General features: G+C 63.1%; 14 protein-coding genes and 1 pseudogene. 7 read left to right on the plus strand and 8 right to left on the minus strand.

Annotated elements, in window-relative coordinates; all coding sequences use genetic code 11:
• Nucleotides 1-281 precede the first annotated feature (281 nt).
• The 3 genes from ABX75_RS26495 to ABX75_RS26505 all read left to right on the plus strand — a co-directional run bounded on the left by ABX75_RS26495 (nt 282) and on the right by ABX75_RS26505 (nt 5,104).
• On the plus strand, nt 282-1,211 hold the full coding sequence (locus tag ABX75_RS26495) for a transporter (protein WP_082136209.1): 930 nt from the start codon (nt 282-284) through the stop codon (nt 1,209-1,211).
• 86 nt (nt 1,212-1,297) lie between these two features.
• Nucleotides 1,298-3,328, plus strand: a complete 2,031-nt coding sequence (locus ABX75_RS26500; RefSeq protein WP_047882977.1) for a PQQ-dependent dehydrogenase, methanol/ethanol family — start codon at nt 1,298-1,300, stop codon at nt 3,326-3,328.
• Between the two features lie 72 nt (nt 3,329-3,400).
• Nucleotides 3,401-5,104, plus strand: coding sequence for an AMP-binding protein (locus ABX75_RS26505; protein WP_047882963.1), 1,704 nt, complete (start codon nt 3,401-3,403; stop codon nt 5,102-5,104).
• A gap of 15 nt (nt 5,105-5,119) precedes the next feature.
• Here the strand turns inward: ABX75_RS26505 and ABX75_RS26510 are convergent, their stop codons facing one another.
• The 3 genes from ABX75_RS26510 to ABX75_RS26520 all read right to left on the minus strand — a co-directional run bounded on the left by ABX75_RS26510 (nt 5,120) and on the right by ABX75_RS26520 (nt 9,142).
• Entirely contained in the window at nt 5,120-7,558 is a 2,439-nt protein-coding gene (locus tag ABX75_RS26510) for a TonB-dependent siderophore receptor (protein WP_047882964.1), read from the minus strand.
• A gap of 101 nt (nt 7,559-7,659) precedes the next feature.
• Nucleotides 7,660-8,640 carry a DUF4880 domain-containing protein gene (locus tag ABX75_RS26515; RefSeq protein WP_047882965.1) on the minus strand — a complete coding sequence of 327 codons (981 nt, stop codon included), beginning with the start codon at nt 8,638-8,640 and terminating at the stop codon, nt 7,660-7,662.
• Nucleotides 8,627-9,142 carry a sigma-70 family RNA polymerase sigma factor gene (locus ABX75_RS26520; RefSeq protein ID WP_047882966.1) on the minus strand — a complete coding sequence of 172 codons (516 nt, stop codon included), beginning with the start codon at nt 9,140-9,142 and terminating at the stop codon, nt 8,627-8,629. Before ABX75_RS26520 ends, ABX75_RS26515 begins: the two co-directional genes overlap by 14 nt.
• 112 nt (nt 9,143-9,254) lie before the next feature.
• Between ABX75_RS26520 and ABX75_RS28140 the strand changes: the two genes are divergently transcribed.
• Nucleotides 9,255-9,473: an SDR family oxidoreductase gene (locus ABX75_RS28140; protein ID WP_371264010.1), complete on the plus strand. Its 219-nt coding sequence runs from the start codon at nt 9,255-9,257 to the stop codon at nt 9,471-9,473.
• A 23-nt stretch (nt 9,474-9,496) separates the two neighbouring features.
• Here the strand turns inward: ABX75_RS28140 and ABX75_RS26530 are convergent, their stop codons facing one another.
• Together ABX75_RS26530 and ABX75_RS26535 are read right to left on the minus strand one after the other, a co-directional pair.
• The gene (locus ABX75_RS26530; RefSeq protein ID WP_053060118.1) at nt 9,497-10,336 is read right to left on the minus strand and encodes an alpha/beta fold hydrolase; all 840 of its coding nucleotides are present in this window, start codon (nt 10,334-10,336) and stop codon (nt 9,497-9,499) included.
• Between the two features lie 8 nt (nt 10,337-10,344).
• Entirely contained in the window at nt 10,345-11,037 is a 693-nt protein-coding gene (locus ABX75_RS26535; protein WP_047882968.1) for a response regulator transcription factor, read from the minus strand.
• A 111-nt stretch (nt 11,038-11,148) separates the two neighbouring features.
• On the opposite strand from ABX75_RS26535, the gene ABX75_RS26540 reads away from it, so the two are divergent.
• Entirely contained in the window at nt 11,149-12,309 is a 1,161-nt protein-coding gene (locus ABX75_RS26540) for a 7TM diverse intracellular signaling domain-containing protein (protein ID WP_053060116.1), read from the plus strand.
• 128 nt (nt 12,310-12,437) lie between these two features.
• On the opposite strand, the gene ABX75_RS26545 is transcribed toward ABX75_RS26540, so the two are convergent.
• Nucleotides 12,438-13,448 carry a tyrosine-type recombinase/integrase gene (locus ABX75_RS26545; protein WP_077747747.1) on the minus strand — a complete coding sequence of 337 codons (1,011 nt, stop codon included), beginning with the start codon at nt 13,446-13,448 and terminating at the stop codon, nt 12,438-12,440.
• A 186-nt stretch (nt 13,449-13,634) separates the two neighbouring features.
• On the opposite strand from ABX75_RS26545, the gene ABX75_RS26550 reads away from it, so the two are divergent.
• Nucleotides 13,635-14,684: a DNA-binding protein gene (locus tag ABX75_RS26550; protein ID WP_011154388.1), complete on the plus strand. Its 1,050-nt coding sequence runs from the start codon at nt 13,635-13,637 to the stop codon at nt 14,682-14,684.
• A 135-nt stretch (nt 14,685-14,819) separates the two neighbouring features.
• Entirely contained in the window at nt 14,820-15,089 is a 270-nt protein-coding gene (locus tag ABX75_RS26555; RefSeq protein ID WP_033979952.1) for a hypothetical protein, read from the plus strand.
• A gap of 36 nt (nt 15,090-15,125) precedes the next feature.
• Here ABX75_RS26555 and ABX75_RS26560 read toward each other — a convergent pair.
• Together ABX75_RS26560 and ABX75_RS26565 are read right to left on the minus strand one after the other, a co-directional pair.
• Nucleotides 15,126-15,886 (minus strand): annotated as a pseudogene (locus ABX75_RS26560) (OprD family outer membrane porin); the annotation flags it as partial.
• Nucleotides 15,887-16,045: 159 nt separating this feature from the next.
• Nucleotides 16,046-16,378 carry a DUF2790 domain-containing protein gene (locus ABX75_RS26565; protein ID WP_047882969.1) on the minus strand — a complete coding sequence of 111 codons (333 nt, stop codon included), beginning with the start codon at nt 16,376-16,378 and terminating at the stop codon, nt 16,046-16,048.
• Between the last annotated feature and the right edge of the window lie 368 nt (nt 16,379-16,746).

The following is a 16,746-nucleotide window of genomic DNA, read 5'->3' on the forward strand; positions in this document are numbered from 1 at the left end:
GTACTTGTTTTTCAGGGGTTTGAAGGCTTTTACCGAGGCCGTTTGTCTCGCATGATGAGAATCGCGATGAGACAGCTGAGACAGCCCCGAGACGGCGCCAAAGCCTCGGTAAATCGGGCCTTCGCCGCCATTGCGCCGGCCACTGCCCATCCGGCCGGTTACTGGGGATATTGATTAAGTAGCTGATATAAAAGGATTAATTTTATTGGCATGAAGCCTGCTATTGCCTGAGTGCTGCCCACTGGGTGGCTCATCCACAAAAACAATAAACAGGTGACACGATGAGCAAGACCACACTGTCAACCGTGCCCGCGCTCCCTGTGCGGCGCCGCCCCCTCGCCACACTGTTGCAGGCCTGCACCCTGGCCCTGGCTGCCGGCCTCGCGGGCCAGGCTCAGGCCGTCGACGTCGATGCCGGCGACTACACCGCGCTGCCCGAAGGCACCACCCTGGGCATGGTCTATTACCAGCACGCCGAACGCCGCTCGCTCTATGCCGACGGCCACAAGCAACCCCTGCGCGCCGGGCTCGATTCGGATATCGGCATCCTGCGGGGCGTGCACTTCATGAAGCTTGGCGGCTTCACCATCGACCCGCAATTTCTCCTGCCGTTCGGCCAACTGGAAGGCAAGCGCGACACCAAGGGGCTGGGCAAAAGTGATGGCGGCATCGGCGACCTGATCCTGGCGTCGACCATCTGGCTGGTGGAGCAACCCGCCGAGAAAACCTACTTCGGCATTACGCCGTTCCTCTATGTGCCCACCGGTCGCTACGACCGCGACGATGCGCTGAACATTGGCGAGAACCGCTGGAAATTCGCGCTTCAGGCCGGCTATATCCAGGGCCTGGGCGACAAGTGGTGGCTCGATCTGGTGGGGGACGTCACCTGGTTCGGCAAGAACGACGACGCCACGGCAGCCGGCCTGACCCTGCGCCAGTCGGCCCTGTACCAGGGCCAGGCGTTCCTGCGCTATCAGGTCACCCCGACCTTCGATGTGCGCGTCGGCTACTCGCGGCTCTGGGGCGGTGAGACCCGTCTCGATGGCCTGGATCAGCGCGATGAACCCAAGACCCAGAAGTTCACGGTCGGCGCCGGCTGGTTTGTCGCGCCCAAGACCCAACTGCTGGTCAACTATGGCCGCGACCAATCGGTGGAAAACGGTTTCAGGGAGGGTGATCGCATCAACCTCCGCCTGATGCAGATTTTCTGATCCGCGCCCCCAGCGTTCACCGAGGAAGCCTTGCAATGTTCAATACTCTGTCTTTCCCCAGTTCCCTGCGCAGCTGCGTGCTGCTGATGTGCCTCGCCGTGCCCATGCCGTTGCTGGCCGCGGCGGTGGACGAAGCGGCGATCCGCGCCACCGAACACGAGGGCGGGCAATGGCTCAGCCATGGCCGCACCTATTCCGAACAGCGCTACAGCCCGCTGGAGCAAATCAACGCCGGCAACGTCAAGGGCCTTGGCCTGGCCTGGTACAAGGACCTGGACAATACCCGGGGCCTTGAATCGACCCCGCTGTTCCACGACGGGGTGATCTACACCTCGATGTCCTGGAGCCGGGTGATCGCCGTGGACGCGGTCAGCGGCAAGGAACTGTGGAGCTACGACCCGCAGGTCGAGCGGGTCAAGGCGCGCACCTCCTGCTGCGACGCGGTCAACCGGGGCGTGGCGCTGTGGGGCGGCAATGTCTATGTCGGCACCCTGGACGGCCGGCTGATCGCCCTGGATGCCAAGACCGGCAAGGAACTCTGGAGCCAGCAGACCACCGATCCGAGCAAGCCCTACAGCATCACCGGCGCACCGCGCGTGGTGAAGGGCAAGGTGATTATCGGCAACGGCGGCGCCGAATATGGCGTGCGCGGTTTTGTCTCGGCCTATGACGCCGTGAGCGGCAAGATGGTGTGGCGCTTCTACACCGTGCCGGGCGATCCCGCGCTGCCCTACGAGCACCCGGAACTGCGCGAAGCGGCCAAGACCTGGAAGGGCGACCAGTACTGGAAACTCGGTGGCGGTGGCACGGTGTGGGACAGCATGGCCTACGACCCGGACCTGGACCTGCTGTATGTCGGCACCGGCAACGGCTCGCCGTGGAACCGCGAGATCCGCAGCCCGGGCGGTGGCGACAACCTGTACCTGTCGTCGATCCTGGCGATCCGTCCTGACAGCGGCAAGCTGGCCTGGCATTACCAGGTCACCCCGGGCGACAGCTGGGACTTTACCGCGACCCAGCAGATCACCCTGGCCGAGCTGGAAATCGACGGCAAGCCGCGCAAGGTGCTGATGCAGGCACCAAAAAACGGCTTCTTCTATGTCCTGGATCGCACCACTGGCAAGCTGATTTCGGCCGAAAAATTCGGCAAGGTCACCTGGGCCGAGCGTGTCGACCTCAAGACCGGCCGTCCGGTGGAGGCGCCCGGCGTGCGCTACGAGAAAGAGCCGATCGTGATGTGGCCGAGCCCCTTTGGCGCCCACAACTGGCATTCGATGTCGTTCAGCCCGAAAACCGGCCTGGTCTATATTCCCTACCAGGAAGTGCCGGGGGTCTATCGCAATGAAGGCAAGGACTTCGTCTCACGCAAGGCATTCAACACCGGCGCCGGCTTTGCCGATGCCACCGATGTGCCGTCGGCCGTGGTCAGCGGTGCCTTGCTGGCCTGGGACCCGGTGAAACAGAAGGAAGCCTGGAAGGTGCCGTATCCGACCCACTGGAACGGCGGCACCCTGAGCACCGGCGGCAACCTGGTCTTCCAGGGCACCGCGACCGGACAGATGCATGCCTATTCGGCGGACAAGGGCGAACCACTGTGGAGCTACGAAGCGCAGAGCGGCATTGTCGCCGCGCCCATGACCTTCGAGCAGAACGGGCGCCAGTATGTGGCGATCATGGCGGGCTGGGGCGGCGTGGCTACCCTGACCGGCGGCGAATCGATGAACCAGCCGGGCATGAAAAACCGCAGTCGTCTGCTGGTCTTCGCCCTGGATGGCAAGGCGCAGTTGCCGGCGGTAGCGCCGACGGCCGCGAAGAGTGATCGCGTACCGCCTGCCGTCACGGCCGATGTCACGCCGGGTAAACAGTTGTACGGGCAGTTCTGCAGCGTCTGCCATGGCATGGGGACCATCAGCGGCGGCCTGGTTGCGGACCTGCGCCAGTCCAGCGATGCCACCCGCGAGCACTTCCAGCAGATCGTGTTGCAGGGGCTGCTCAAGCCTGCGGGCATGCCGTCCTTCGAGGACTCGCTCAAGCCTGCGGACGTGGAGCAGATCAAGCTGTACGTGATGTCCCGCGAGTACGAGGACTATATGGCCCGCCAGAAAAAGGCCCCCTGAGAAAACCAGCGGGCCGGCACCCCGGTACCGGCCCGCTGATGGCGACCAACAAGAACAACAAGGGAAGTCAGCATGATCGAGTCCTACACCCGCGGCCCCCGGGACAAGTCCCTGTTGGCCATGACCATTGGCGAAGCCCTGGATGCCACGGTGGCCGCCTATCCGCAGCGTGAGGCGCTGGTGGTCTGCCACCAGAACCTGCGCTACACCTGGGCCGAACTGGCCGCCGAGGTGCTGGTCGTGGCCCGGGCCCTGCTGATGCTCGGGCTCAAGCCCGGCGAACGCCTCGGCATCTGGGCACCGAACTGCGCCCAGTGGTGCATTGCCCAACTGGCCAGCGCCAAGGTTGGCGCAATTCTGGTCAATATCAACCCGGCGTATCGCAGCAGCGAGCTCGAATATGTGCTCAAACAGGCCGGCTGTGCCTGGCTGGTGTGCGCCGATGCCTTCAAGACCTCCAACTACCACGCCATGCTCGGCGAACTGCTCCCGCAACTGGGCGAGCATCCGCCGGGGCATCTGCACAGCGAGCGCCTGCCGCTGCTGCGCGGGGTGATCAGCCTGGCACCCCAGGCGCCGGCCGGGTTCCTGCGTTGGGACGACCTGGGCAGCATGGCCCAGGGTATTGGCCCCGAAGAAGTGGCGCAGCGCCAGGCACGGATTCACTGGGACGATCCGATCAATATCCAGTACACCTCCGGCACCACCGGTTTCCCCAAGGGCGCGACCCTGAGCCACGCCAATATTCTCAACAACGGCTATATGGTCGGCGAAAGCCAGGGCCTGACCGAGCACGATCGCATGGTTATCCCGGTGCCGCTGTACCACTGCTTTGGCATGGTCATGGGCAACCTGGGGTGCCTGACCCACGGCACCACCATGATCTACCCGGCGCCGGCGTTCGAGCCCGAGGCGACCCTCAAGGCCGTGGCCGAGGAGCGGGCCACGGTGCTCTACGGCGTGCCCACCATGTTTATCGCCCAGCTCGACCACCCACGCCTGCACGACTACGACCTGTCGAGCCTGCGCACCGGGATCATGGCCGGCTCCAACTGCCCGATCGAAGTGATGCGCCGGGTGATCGAGGTGATGCATATGCGCGAGGTGCAGATCGCCTACGGCATGACCGAGACCAGCCCGGTGTCTCTGCAAACCAGCGCCACCGACGGCCTGGACGTGCGCGTCAGTACGGTGGGGCGCACCCAGCCCCATCTGGAAAGCAAGGTGATCGACGCCCATGGCAAGCCGCTGTTGCGCGGGCAGATCGGTGAGTTGTGCACCCGTGGCTACAGCGTGATGCTCGGCTACTGGGAAAATCCCCAGGCGACCCTGGAGGCCATCGACAGCGAAGGCTGGATGCACACCGGCGATCTGGCGGTGATGGATGAGCAGGGCTATGTGCGCATTGTCGGGCGCAGCAAGGAGATGATTATCCGCGGCGGCGAAAACATTTACCCGCGCGAACTGGAGGAATTCCTGATTACCCATGCGGCGGTGGCCGATGTGCAGGTGATCGGTATTCCCGACGAGAAGTACGGCGAGGAAATCGTCGCCTGGATCAAGCTGCACCCCGGTCATCACGCCGAGACTGACGAACTCAAGGCCTGGTGCAAGCAGCGCATTGCCCATTTCAAGGTGCCGCGCCACTTTACTTTCGTCGACGAGTTCCCGATGACGGTCACCGGCAAGGTGCAGAAATTTCGCATGCGCGAAATCAGTATTGCCGCCCTGGTATCGCCCGCTCCCGACCCGTTGCTCAAACAGGCCGGAGGCTGACACCGCGGCGTTCGGTCAGAAGTCGCCGCGCAGGGTCAGCATGTAACTGCGCGGTGCACCGTAGTAACTGCCACGGCGAACCTCGCCCGTGGCTTCGTAGTACTTGCGGTCCAGGACGTTCTTCAAGTCCAGCGCGACCTTCCAGTGTTCATCCAGTTGCCAGGCCGTGCGCGCATCCCAGACCGCGCGCCCGGGGTTGGCCACGATCACGCCGTAGTCCGAGGCATAACCGCTCTGGGCCGAGACACCGCCACCAATGCTCAGGCGCTTGAGGTCGCCCTGGAAGTCATAGTTGCTCGAGACCCGGGCGATATGCTTGGGCGACTCGGCATCGAAGACCTGGCCTTCATCGTCCTTGCGGGTGTTGTAGGTATAGCCGGCCATGACCTGCCAGCCCGGCAGCACTTCGCCACTGGCTTCCAGCTCCACGCCCTTGCTGGTGCGCGGCGTGCCATTGACGTAGCAGATACCGTCGGTGTTGTAGCGCGAGCAGACGGTGAAATCGGTGTTGTCGCCGTCTTCCATGGCCAGGTCTTGCTGCTTGACGTAGAACAGCGCGGCCGAGAGGTTCAGGCGCCCGTCATAGAACTCGCCCTTGACCCCGGTCTCGTAGTTCGAGCCGACGGTGGGTTCCAGTGCCTTGCCACCGGCGTTGAACTTGTCGCTTTGCGGGCGAAAGATATCGGCATAGCTGGCATACACCGACCAGTGGGGATCGAGGTCGTAGATCAGCCCGGCGAACGGGGTGAACTCATGGTCCTGGCGGGCCACGGAGCGCGGCGCGGTATTGGTTTGAATATCGTCCTTGTACCAGCTCAGCCGCCCGCCGATCACCAGGCTCAGCGGTTCGGCCAGGCGCAGGCGCAGGGTGCTGTAGAGGCCGTACTGGCGCGTGGTCTGGTCGCGCAACTCGCTCCATTGCGGGCGAGCCGGTTCGGGGATCTGGTGGTGGTTGGGGTTGAACACATCGAACGGCAGGCCGACCGACATGTCCGCCGTTCTGGCATCGATATCCACCTGCGACCAGTTGGCCCCCAGCATCAGTTCGTGGCTCAGGCCAAAGGCTGAGAAGTTGCCGGAAAGGTGGGCGTCGGCCGCCGTGTTTTCGATGTCATAGCTGCGAAACTGCACGCCCTGCAGGCGGGGGCCGGTCAGCGTGTCGGGGTCGACGGCGCCGCGCACATAGGCGGCCTTCTGGTCGAAGCCGCCTTCGCTGCGCATCAGCGACAGCTTGCCGGTCCAGTCGTCGTTGAAGTGGTGTTCCAGGTCGCTGAAGACCTCGGTCACTTCGGTTTCATGGCGGTTCCAGTCCTGCACCAGCGAGGTCGAGCGCGGTACATCCAGGGCATTGCCATTGCTGTAGCGCGGCAGGCCGAAGATCGAGTAGCCCCGGGTGTCCATGGTCTGGCGGCGCAGGCCGACGGCCAGGGTGGTGGCGTCGTTCAGGTCGGCCTCGACGATCCCGTAGAGCAGCGGCGTGCGGGTCTGGGTCACGTCCTGGAAGTAGCCACGGTCTTCATAGGCGACCACGGCACGGCCGCGCAGGGTGCCGCTGTCATTGAGCGGGCTGCTGCCATCGAGATCGAGACGATAGGTGTCCCAGGAACCGGCGTGGGCCGCCACCGAGAAATGCGGCACCGCCCCGGGGCGCTTGCGCACCAGGTTCACCGCGCCGCCGGGGTTGCCGGCGCCGACCAGCAGGCCAGCGGCGCCGCGCAGGATTTCCACGCGGTCGAAGACCGCCATATCCACCGGCAGCCAGCCGGTCGGGTCATAGGCCGAGCCTGGGACGCCATCGAGCATGTAGCTGTCGTCTTCCAGGGTGAAACCCCGGGAGTTGAAGCGGTTCGAGCCGAAGTTGCGGTTCGAGCGGGTGATACCGGTGGCCTGGTCCATGACCCGGTCGAGGGTGGTGAGGTTTTTGTCGTCCATCAATTGGCGCGTCACCACGCTGACCGACTGCGGCGTCTCGCGCAGTGAGTGGGCGGTCTTGCCAATGGTCAGCGCACCGGTGGTATAGGAACCGGTGCCGTCGGTGGCCACGCCCAGTTGTTCGCCCGAGACGCTGGTCGCGCCCAGTTGCAGGGCGCTGCCCGTGTCGATGCGCGCAAGCAGCAGGAATGCCTTGCTCGATTGCTGTTGCGCCTCGATCCCGCTGCCCCGCAGCAAGCGTTCCAGCGCCTGGGTACTGTCGAGTGCTCCACTGACGCCCTGGGTGCGCTTGCCGGCGACGGTGGTCCCATCGTAGGACAGGCTGACCCCGGCCTGGCGGGCGAACTGGTCAAGGGCCGGGGCCAGATCACCGGCGCCGATATTCCAGCTGTGCTGTAGGGTGCTGCTGTCCTGGGCCAGGGCAACGGCCGGCAGGGCGCCGCCGGCGACGGCAAGCCCGAGCAGGACACCGCGAATGGCGTGGCTCAGCACATGAGTACGGGGAGGAGGGGACAGATTCATTGCGCTATCTCGTTCGTGGTCTGTGGGGCAGGTGCGGCGTGTTTTCCGCCTTCCTTTACAGGTCGAACAGGAATGAGAATCCCCCTCATTTATTTTTGAAATTAACTGGCAACCTCCAGCGTGACCCAGTAACGGCTGCGGTAGCGCACCTGTACGGGCAGCGCCTGGGCCAGCAGGGCAAGGACTTCGTCGGTGTCGGCCAACTGATAGGTGCCCGAAACCCGTAGGTCGGCCACCGCCGGCGAATAGCGCAACACGCCGGGTCGATAACGGGCGAGTTCATCGATGAAAGCGCCCAGGCGCATCTGTCGGGCGCTCAGAACGCCGTCGCTCCAGGACCAGGGGTCGAGCCCGTCGTTGGCCATGGGCAGGGGCCCGTTGGCGGTGAACAGCCATTGCTCGCCGGCGCCCAGGGTGCGCATTGGCGTCTGCCGGCCATGCTCGGCAAACACCGTGACGCTGCCGCGCTGGACCGCTAGCAGGGTGCCGTGGAGCAGTTCGCGCAACAGAAAGCGCGAGCGCTGGGCGTGCAGATAGCCATCGCGGGTCCGGCTCCAGAACGGTCGAGCAGGGGAATACGGCGAGTCGGCACCGGTCTCGACCAGGATTTCCCCTTGGCGCAGGTGCAACTGGCGCTGTTGCGGGTTGAAATCGACGTCGACGGCGCTGTCGGTATTGAGCTGCAGCTGGCTGCCATCGGCCAGGACGATACGGCGCTGTTCGCCCACCGCGGTGTGATAGTCGGCCATTGTGCCGGGCCAGGGCAGGTGTTCGCGGCCCAGCCAGGCCAGGCTGCTGGCGCCCAACCCCAGGCCCAGCAGCTTGAGGCCCTCGCGGCGACTGATCTGGCGCTTGGCGCCGTCGAGGGTCTGGCGGGCCAGGGTCGGCGGCAGGCCATTGAATTCACTGCCCAGCGTGGCGACGCGCTGCCAGGCCTGGGCATGCTGGGGGTGCTGCCCGAGCCATTGCTCGAAGGCCTGCACGGTGGCGGGATCGGGCCGGTCGAAACGCAGGCGCACCAGCCAGCCGATGGCCTGGTCGACCACCGTCGCATCGAGTGGGGTGGTTTCAGAGATCGCCATAGTGCAACCGGTAGCAGGCGTGCAGGGCTTTGGCCAGATCGCGCTCCACCGTGGCTCGGGACACCCCGAGGCGCTCGGCGATCTGCGGGCAACTCAGGCCCTCCAACTGGGCCAGTAAAAAGGCCTCGCGGACCCGGGGCTTGAGCCGGTCGAGCAGACGATCAAGGCGCTCCAGGGCGTCGAGCAGCACCAGGCGCTCCTCCTCGCTGGGAATCAGGCAGGGTTCCAGGTGCAGGATGCTGTCCAGGTAGGCCTGTTCCAGGGCGCGGCGGCGATAGTGGTCGATCATCAGGCCGCGGGCGATGCTGCTCAGATAAGCCCTGGGCTGTAGCAGGCTGGGGCTGCGCTCGCTCTTGAGCAGGCGCACGAACACATCCTGAGCCAGGTCCGCAGCATTCTCCCGGCAACCGACACGGCGGCTGAGCCAGCCTTGCAGCCAGGAATGGTGTTCGCGGTACAGATGGCCAATGCCGGCGGTCAGCGGGTCGGTGTCGCTCTGCATGCAGGCCGGTTCCGGAAATGTATTTGATAATGTTTCGCATTATAGTCAGGCCGAAGACGCGCCAGCAATTGCCATGTTGCACAAGGGTTCCGAGTGAGGGGTCGCCTGGGGAGTGCGGCTCAGTCGAGCAGGCTCCACTCGCGCGCGCTTTATGGCCTGGGGCTGGGAACAATCGATCCGCGACAAATTCAATGAGCGCATTCCCCTGCAACGCGAAGCGTTGCCGAGTGAGGTGGCGGCAGCGATTGCGTTTCTGGCCAGCAGCGACTCGAGCTTTATCAATGGCGTCAACCTGCCGGTGGACGGCGGGGTGACGGCGTCCGATGGGTAGCCAAAAGTGTTGTAGGTGTCGTTCTAAGGCGTCTGTTCGAGGCGCTGCCACAGGCTTGGCCAGTGCTCGGCCCAGCCGCTTTGGTGGGTGTAGCCAGGCATCACCCAGACCCTGGCCGGCGGGTTGGTCGGATGTTCGCGGACAAACCGCTGGGCCAGCGACGGCGGCAGGACCCGGTCGTCGGCGCCGACCAGATGAATCTGTTCCAGATGGGCCAGGCGCGCGCCGTCGTCCGCCGGGTTAAGCGATCCGCGCAACGGTTGCACGCGGTGATACTCGGTCCAGGCGCGATGGTCGAGGTTGCCGGCGACCGTCACGACACGGCTGATATCGTCGCGCCGGGCAGCCAGCAGCAATGCAATCGCCGCGCCGCCGGAGTAACCCACCAGCACCAGTTCCTGGGCTTTTGCCCGGGCCTTGAGGGTGCTGATGGCCTGGTCGACACTGGCGACCACGTTGTCGGCAAAGCGGGCGTCGGTCCAATAGCGCTGGCTGCAAGGCGAGCGCTGTGCGCCCAGGTATTGGCAGGGGCGTGCCAGGTATGCCGCGTTGCCGCCGGGCTGGGCCAGGGCCAGGCGTAGGGCCAGCGGGTTGATCGGCGTCGGGTCATCGGACGGTTGGCTGGCGGTGCGCCAGGCAAAGCCGTCGCCTTCCAGGTAAATCACCAATTGGCGTTCGGCGGCAAAGGCTGGCGGTACAAAGGCCTGCAAGGGGAACGAGCGGGTGTCGAGCGTGAGCCCCTGCCAATGCTGGGTCCGTGCCAGCTCCATGGCCTGCTGGCGGCGAGCTTCGGGCGCCGGGGCGCTGGCACAGGCGCTGAGCAGGGCGATCAGTAGAACAGGCAGCAGGCGCAGGTGGGGCATGGGCATTCTCAGGGCTGGATCCGGGCGTTGGCGTAAAAGCAGTAGCCGGCATTGCGCAGGGTCTTGACCGGCAGTTCCTGGCCGGTCACTTCCTCGATCTTGCGCCGCAGGCGGCGCATCTGGGTGTCCAGGCGGCGCTGGTCGTAGTGCAGGTAGTCTTCATCGAGCGCGCTGACGATCATCTGCCGGCTGACCCCTTCGCCGGCATTGCTCATCAGGCTTTCGAGCACCACCAGGTCCTGCTGGGACAAGGCCACGGCAGGCGCACCTGGTACATGCAGGCGCCGGGGGCCCAGCTCCAGTCGCCATTCGTCGCCCTGCCGCGGCTGTTCGCCCAGCTCCAGGCGGCGCTTGAGCGATTGCAGGGTCGCGGCCAGTTCGTCGAGGTCGCAGCCCTTGTCCAGGTAATGGTCGGCACCGCCTTCAAGGCCGGCAATCTTGTCCAGGGTGGTATTGCGCCCGGTCAGCACCACGATGCCCAGGCGGTGGTCGCCCTCGCGCAGTTGGCGGATCAGGTGCAGGCCGTCGCCGTCGGGCAGGCCGAGGTCGATGATCGCCAGGCAATGGCGTTGGGGTTCGAAGGCATGGGCGAATTCGGCCAGGCTCGCGACCTTGTCGGTGCGGTAGCCGCAGTCCTCGAGGAATTCGCCCAGTTCCTGGCGCAATATGGGCTCGTCTTCGAGCAGGATCAGGTCGGTCATGGGCGCAGCTTACCCGAATGCCGGGCCCCTGGGCGGCGGTTTGCGCGGGTGAATCTGAGCGAACCTGAGCGCTGTGCAGCGGCTAATGGCCCCGTGATAGTATCGCCCGCCATGAAATGGCCCGTTTTCGTCCTGCTGCTGGCTGCGCTGTTCACGTGTGCGCCCTTGAACGCCAGGCCTTTGCTGCTGGAGGGCGGGGCGTTGCCGATTGAAGCTCAGGGCTACATCGAGCGGCTCGACGATCCCGACGGCACATTGAGCCCCGAAGAAGCGATGCTGGCGCCGAGATGGCAAGCCTTGCCGGGCAATCTCAATGCTGGCTTTACCGATGCCACGATCTGGCTGCGCTTGAGCGTGCGGGTGCCGGCGTCCGTGGTGCCGACCTGGGCCCTGCGCCTGGACAATGCCCTGCTGGACGATGTGCGCCTGTATCAGCGTGAAAGCGATGGGCGCTGGAGCGAGCAGCGCGCTGGAGAGAACCTGGCGCGCCCCCTGTGGCCGGTGGATTACCGCAGCGCGGTGTTTCCCCTGCGATTTGCCGAGCCGGGGGACAGAACCCTGTTGCTGCGCCTGCAAAGCAAGAACGCGATGTCGGTCAGTCTGGATCTGGAACCCGGCCAGCAGTTCTCCAACCATTCGCGGCGCGAGTTTTTTGCCTACGGCCTGTATTTTGGCGTCTACCTGCTGCTGATCGGTTTTCATACGGTGTTCTGGCGCATGACCCGCGCCCCGGAAAGCGGCTGGTACCTGCTGTACGTCAATTGCTGCGTGGGCATCGAGGTGTTGTCGCTGGGCCTGCCCCAGCAGTTGCTCGATCTGCCGGTCAGCCTCAGCGACTCCCTGCTGGGCGTGGCCCTGGCCTTGTCGATTCCCATCGGGATGATTTTTGCCGGCCGCCAACTGGGTCTGCCCCAGGTCTACCCGCGCTTGCAGGCGCGCCTGGCCGTGCTGTGCTGGGGGATTGCCGGCGTCGCCGCGCTGGCGGTACTGAGTGGCCATTATGGCGAAGGCGCCATGTTGAGCCAGGGCAGTGCGCTGGTGCTGATCCCGTTCTTTCTCGCACTGGCGTTCTGGCTGCTGCTGCGCGGGCACCGGCCGGCCCGTTACTACCTGTTTGCCTTCGGGGTGTTTTATGCCGGGGCGGTCATCAGTTTTATGCGCAACCTGGGTTATGTGCCGAGCAATGTCTGGACCAATGTGGTGTCGCCCATTGGCTCCATGCTGCATATGGGCCTGATGAGCCTGCGCATTATCGGGGGCGTGCCGAGATAAGCCAAAAATTAGGACATTCGTTCTGTAAGTAACTGTTTTTAAGGGAACTGCTCATGTGCTGCGGAAGGACGGTCGAGAATAGAGGGTGGCCACTTGGGATTCTAACCAGCCCTGCTTACAAACCTTGGCTACGGTTTGCGTCGTAATAACGAGCCAGCCGCATTCTCCTCGAAAGCTCCAGCTTCCTCGATATAGCCGTGTACGGTGCCATCGTGCCGCCAGCCACCCTGTCGTTTGATCTCAAGGAAATCCGCCCCAGCCCGATGCGCACTGGTAGCCAGTCCCCGACGCAGACTGTGGCTGCTCAGTTCGGGCACATACAACAGCCCTGCGGCTTCGGCACGTGCCGTCAGGATGGTATTCACGCTGCCCTCGTGCAGTGCCACCTCGCCGAGTACGCCCCAGCGGCTGATGCGCCGGAACAGTGGCCCCTGAACGATCTGAGCCGCGTCCAACCACCGGCGTAGCGCTGTCGCGGGGCAGCAGATGCTGTCGCCGTATGGGATCGCCTTGTCGAGTCCCTCGCCCTCCTGATCGGTCTTGGAACGGGGCAGCGTGATCCGTAGACCTTCCTGCTCCCACTCGAGGTATTGCATCTCCAGCGTGACCAATTCGCTGCGCCGGAACGCACCAAAATACCCGACCTGGAGCAGTGCACTGTCCCGCAGTGTCGCCAGTCCGTCGAGCGTGTTCAGGTGCACCACGATGCGTTCGAGATCCTCTAGGACCAGGGCCTTGGCTTTTTGTCGAGGCCGCCCGTTCACCCGCTCAATACCGCGCAAGGTTTTGCCCACGGTGGCGCTGGCGGTAGGGTCAGGAAAACCCTGATAACGGTGCCATTGCGACAGCGCCGTGAGGCGCAGGGCCAGGGTGCGCGGGTTCAATACTTCCGCAAAAGACAATAGATAACGAATCAGCGCGGCTTCATCGCACGGCAGCACGCCGCCCCAGGCGAGAAAGTGGCGAATGGCCGAGCGGTAGGTGCGCCGGGTGTTGTCGGTTGTCGCGGCGGCGAGAAAACGCTGATGTTGCTCAGCCAATTGTTCGGGGGTGGTGAGCGTACCGGGGGTACGCGCAAGTACTGTCGGCTCTTCGTGCCGCCTGGTGGGGAGGTTTTCGTCATTATTGCCGGCTGTCATCACGAAGCGCCTGTTTAGGCCATGTGTACCGCAGATTATAGACACAACCCTCGATCGCGATGACTTAACTCACGATAACCGCGCTTATCGTGGGCCAAGCAGCAGTTACTCAAGGTTGAGCTATTCTGTACTTAAATCGAGGTATTACGTTTTCCATAATACGGTACGAAAAAATCCGAGGTGTTCATGGCCCGTTCCGGCGTCCTCTACCTGCATGTTGCCCAGGCGGCCACCCAACTGGTGGCTGCGGGCCACAACCCCACCATTGACAGCATCCGCGTCGCCCTGGGTGGGACGGGCAGCAAAAGCACGATTGCTCCGTTGTTAAAGCGTTGGAAAGCCGCGCATCCCGGCACGCTGGCCCAGGCCGAACTGGGATTGCCCGCGGAGCTGGTCCTGGCGCTGAAAGGACTGTACGAAAAAGTTCAGGCGGAGGCGGCCGTCCAACTCCAGCAGGCCGTAGCGGCTCACCAGGCAGAGGCCGACGCGTTGCAGGAACAGTTGCAGCAGGCATTCGTCGAGCGCGACGCGCAACTCAGCGTTCAGGAGCAGCAGGCCCAGGCACTTGCCGTAGCCACTACGCGCAGCCAGGGGCTGGCTGACACCCTGCAGCGTCAGGAGATCGCCCTGGCCAGCCTGGGCAGTGAAAAGACCGGGCTCGAACAACGTCTGGCTGACCGCGCCGCCGAGGCGGCCGCACTGACCCGGCAACTGCAACAAGCGCGGGAGCAGTTTGAGCACTACCAGGCATCGGTCGCGCAACAACGCAGCGACGAGCGCCAGGCCACTGAGCAACGCCAGCAGCGCCTGGAACACGAATTGGCAGCGCTCCGGCAGCGTCTGCTCGCGCAGCAAACCCGCCTGGGCGAACTGCAGGCGCAGGAACAACGCCTGGTGCAGGACCATGATCGTCTAGAGAGCACCCTGCTCACGACGCAAGCGACGCTCGCGCAGAGTCAGATTGCGCATGAACACGTCTTACTTCAATTCACCGACTTGCAACAGTCGCATCAGGCACTGGAGCAGCGCCATGGCCAAGGTGAGCAGCGTTTGGCTGAGACGCGGACTTACCTGGCCGTCAATGAACGGGAGCGAAGCCTGCTGGCGGAACGCTTAAGCCAAACTGAAAGCCAATTGAGCCAGTTGGCCACAGAAAAGCAGCTTCTCGTGCAAGACAACGCGGTGCTGTCAAGCCAGCTCGCAGAGTCCAGAGCGATGAAGCCGAAGACTTGTTGACCGAAAAAGGCGCCTACCTCAGGCGCCTGAAACCATCCTCCAAACCAAAGGAGCCAAACAGGAGGACAGTGGAGCAATCAACTCTTCAATACACAGCCTGGCTGGAAACCAAGGTCGTAGATGAGGAGAGTCGCCATGCGTAACGCCATTACCTACACCGTCCTTGCTACCTTCATAGCCCTTGGAACTGTTGCCACGGGATTTGCCGAACAGGCCAAAGCCCCCGCCCAAAGCAGTGCCGAGACAAATAAGGGTGAGGACATGCACATGATGGACGGCAACCATATGCCGATGATGGACATGCAGGAAATGTCCAAGATGATGAAAAACTGCAATACAATGATGGAGAACATGAACCAACACATTGGAATGGAGTCCCCGAAGGGCGATAGCAAGGCACAATAGCGATCTGGTTCACGTCGGCCGTCTCCGTCCCTCGCCGGTGTGCGCCCCGACACGGAGGCCGACCTTGCCGCTCCAGATATCGTTCTCAAAACTGCCGAGGAGCTGCTTCCCCTCATCGACGGCCTTGTAGTAATTCAAACCACCGACCAAGGCGACATCATCTGCAAGCGGGTAGCTCCAGGTAGTGCCGGTATAGTATTGGTTTCAGGCATCCTTGAGACAACTGGTGTAAAGGCTGAAGCCAAGGTTGTCGTTGGGTGTGTAATCACCGCCGACTATCCACGGAGAGCCGACTTCGCCTGCGTAGAAGGTTGCAAAATCATCCCGCATGCTGCTGGAGCTGGGTTGGCTCATCGCGTGCAGGCGTCCGCCCTGTAGCACCAAGCCCTCGACACTGGTGTTGTATGCGGTGACGCCGCGGAAGCTTTCCGGAAGCAGTCGCGAATCGCCGTACTGCACGACAGGCGTGACAGGGAAGACATCGCCTACTTTGATTTCAGTGTCCAGGAAACGGGTCTTTACGGCGCCGCCGAGCTTGGAGTAATTGTCCTCGGCCTGGCCGAGCCCGACTCGAATCGGCCTATGACTCCGTGGGCCCATTCTTCCGAGTAGCCATTTCCTGTACTGCTGGACTGGCCTTTGCGAAAATCACGGTTGAAGTAGAAATTTCGATTGAGGATGCTCAGGCTGCTGCCTTCGATGAATCCCTCGCCTTTTTCCTCGGCGGCCATTGCAGCCTGCGCAGCGCTGATGCTCAAGACGATCTGAGAAAGTCCCAACAGGGCCTTGTTGTTCATAAACGCTCTTGATGTTTTGGCAGATTTTTCATTGTGCGGTTGTGTATATGCCGAAGCGCGCCGGGCATAGCCGGGTGCGCTTCTTACATACTTCCACATGCAAAATAACGTCAGGGTGACGTGAAAATTACTTTTCCGTCAGCAACACGTCAACAATGCTCAGTGCTGGCTCCTGCAGTCCGTTCCTGATACGAGGTACTCCAGAATATGCAGGTTTCCGCTCGAATCCTCGTAGGTCATTTGCGCAGGCATCACATCGCAGTTGCCATTGGTCGACGTGACGTGAATGACCTTGGCGATGTCGAGCTTCATGCCATAGCGGTAGTGAGTGACTTCTGGCGGGTTCTTGCCTTGGGCGCTAGCGTATTCGCGCATGGATTGCTCGTTGGCCTGGATCATCTTACCGTACAGGCGATCGGAACTGCCATCGGCCCATACGGTGGATGACAGCAGAGTCGCACTCACTATCAGCAGCAGTCTTAGGTGTTTCATAACGGCGATCTCCTCTCGGGTTTTCGATCCACGATTCAACTCTACCTCCGTAGTTAAGTACGGAATCAAGGAGGGAGGAGATGAAGGTCCTGGTTTATGGCGCCGAGATAAGATGGTAGGGCTTAAGTACACTTTCGTCGGGTAACAGCAGCGCATTACTGCGCCACCGCCCCCAAAGAACCGGGCATGAGAGTCGCGCCTCATCCGGCTCAAGTCTTTCGTCAGCACCATGGTCTAGTACGGGGTTGTACGCCGGAATCCCAGAAATTTCCGTCAGCCCAGCTCCAGTCCCGCCACGAGCGCATCCAGGTCGATGAACTTGCCGTCAGTCTGGAATGTGTAATGCCCGTTCAGCAGGATGTGCCGCC

The sequence above is a fragment of the Pseudomonas sp. ARP3 genome (genome assembly GCF_001029595.1).
Taxonomy (GTDB): Bacteria; Pseudomonadota; Gammaproteobacteria; order Pseudomonadales; family Pseudomonadaceae; genus Aquipseudomonas; species Aquipseudomonas rhodesiae.

Excerpts from the sequence above, each read along its gene's own strand:
- ABX75_RS26510 (WP_047882964.1), bottom strand. The coding sequence starts at position 7,558 with ATGAATCTGTCCCCTCCTCCCCGTACTCATGTGCTGAGCCACGCCATT.
- ABX75_RS26535 (WP_047882968.1), bottom strand. The coding sequence starts at position 11,037 with ATGACCGACCTGATCCTGCTCGAAGACGAGCCCATATTGCGCCAGGAA.
- ABX75_RS26520 (WP_047882966.1), bottom strand. The coding sequence starts at position 9,142 with ATGCAGAGCGACACCGACCCGCTGACCGCCGGCATTGGCCATCTGTAC.
- ABX75_RS26505 (WP_047882963.1), top strand. The coding sequence starts at position 3,401 with ATGATCGAGTCCTACACCCGCGGCCCCCGGGACAAGTCCCTGTTGGCC.
- ABX75_RS26515 (WP_047882965.1), bottom strand. The coding sequence starts at position 8,640 with ATGGCGATCTCTGAAACCACCCCACTCGATGCGACGGTGGTCGACCAG.
- ABX75_RS26495 (WP_082136209.1), top strand. The coding sequence starts at position 282 with ATGAGCAAGACCACACTGTCAACCGTGCCCGCGCTCCCTGTGCGGCGC.
- ABX75_RS26555 (WP_033979952.1), top strand. The coding sequence starts at position 14,820 with ATGCGTAACGCCATTACCTACACCGTCCTTGCTACCTTCATAGCCCTT.
- ABX75_RS26545 (WP_077747747.1), bottom strand. The coding sequence starts at position 13,448 with ATGACAGCCGGCAATAATGACGAAAACCTCCCCACCAGGCGGCACGAA.
- ABX75_RS26530 (WP_053060118.1), bottom strand. The coding sequence starts at position 10,336 with ATGCCCCACCTGCGCCTGCTGCCTGTTCTACTGATCGCCCTGCTCAGC.
- ABX75_RS26550 (WP_011154388.1), top strand. The coding sequence starts at position 13,635 with ATGGCCCGTTCCGGCGTCCTCTACCTGCATGTTGCCCAGGCGGCCACC.
- ABX75_RS26565 (WP_047882969.1), bottom strand. The coding sequence starts at position 16,378 with ATGAAACACCTAAGACTGCTGCTGATAGTGAGTGCGACTCTGCTGTCA.
- ABX75_RS26540 (WP_053060116.1), top strand. The coding sequence starts at position 11,149 with ATGAAATGGCCCGTTTTCGTCCTGCTGCTGGCTGCGCTGTTCACGTGT.
- ABX75_RS26500 (WP_047882977.1), top strand. The coding sequence starts at position 1,298 with ATGTGCCTCGCCGTGCCCATGCCGTTGCTGGCCGCGGCGGTGGACGAA.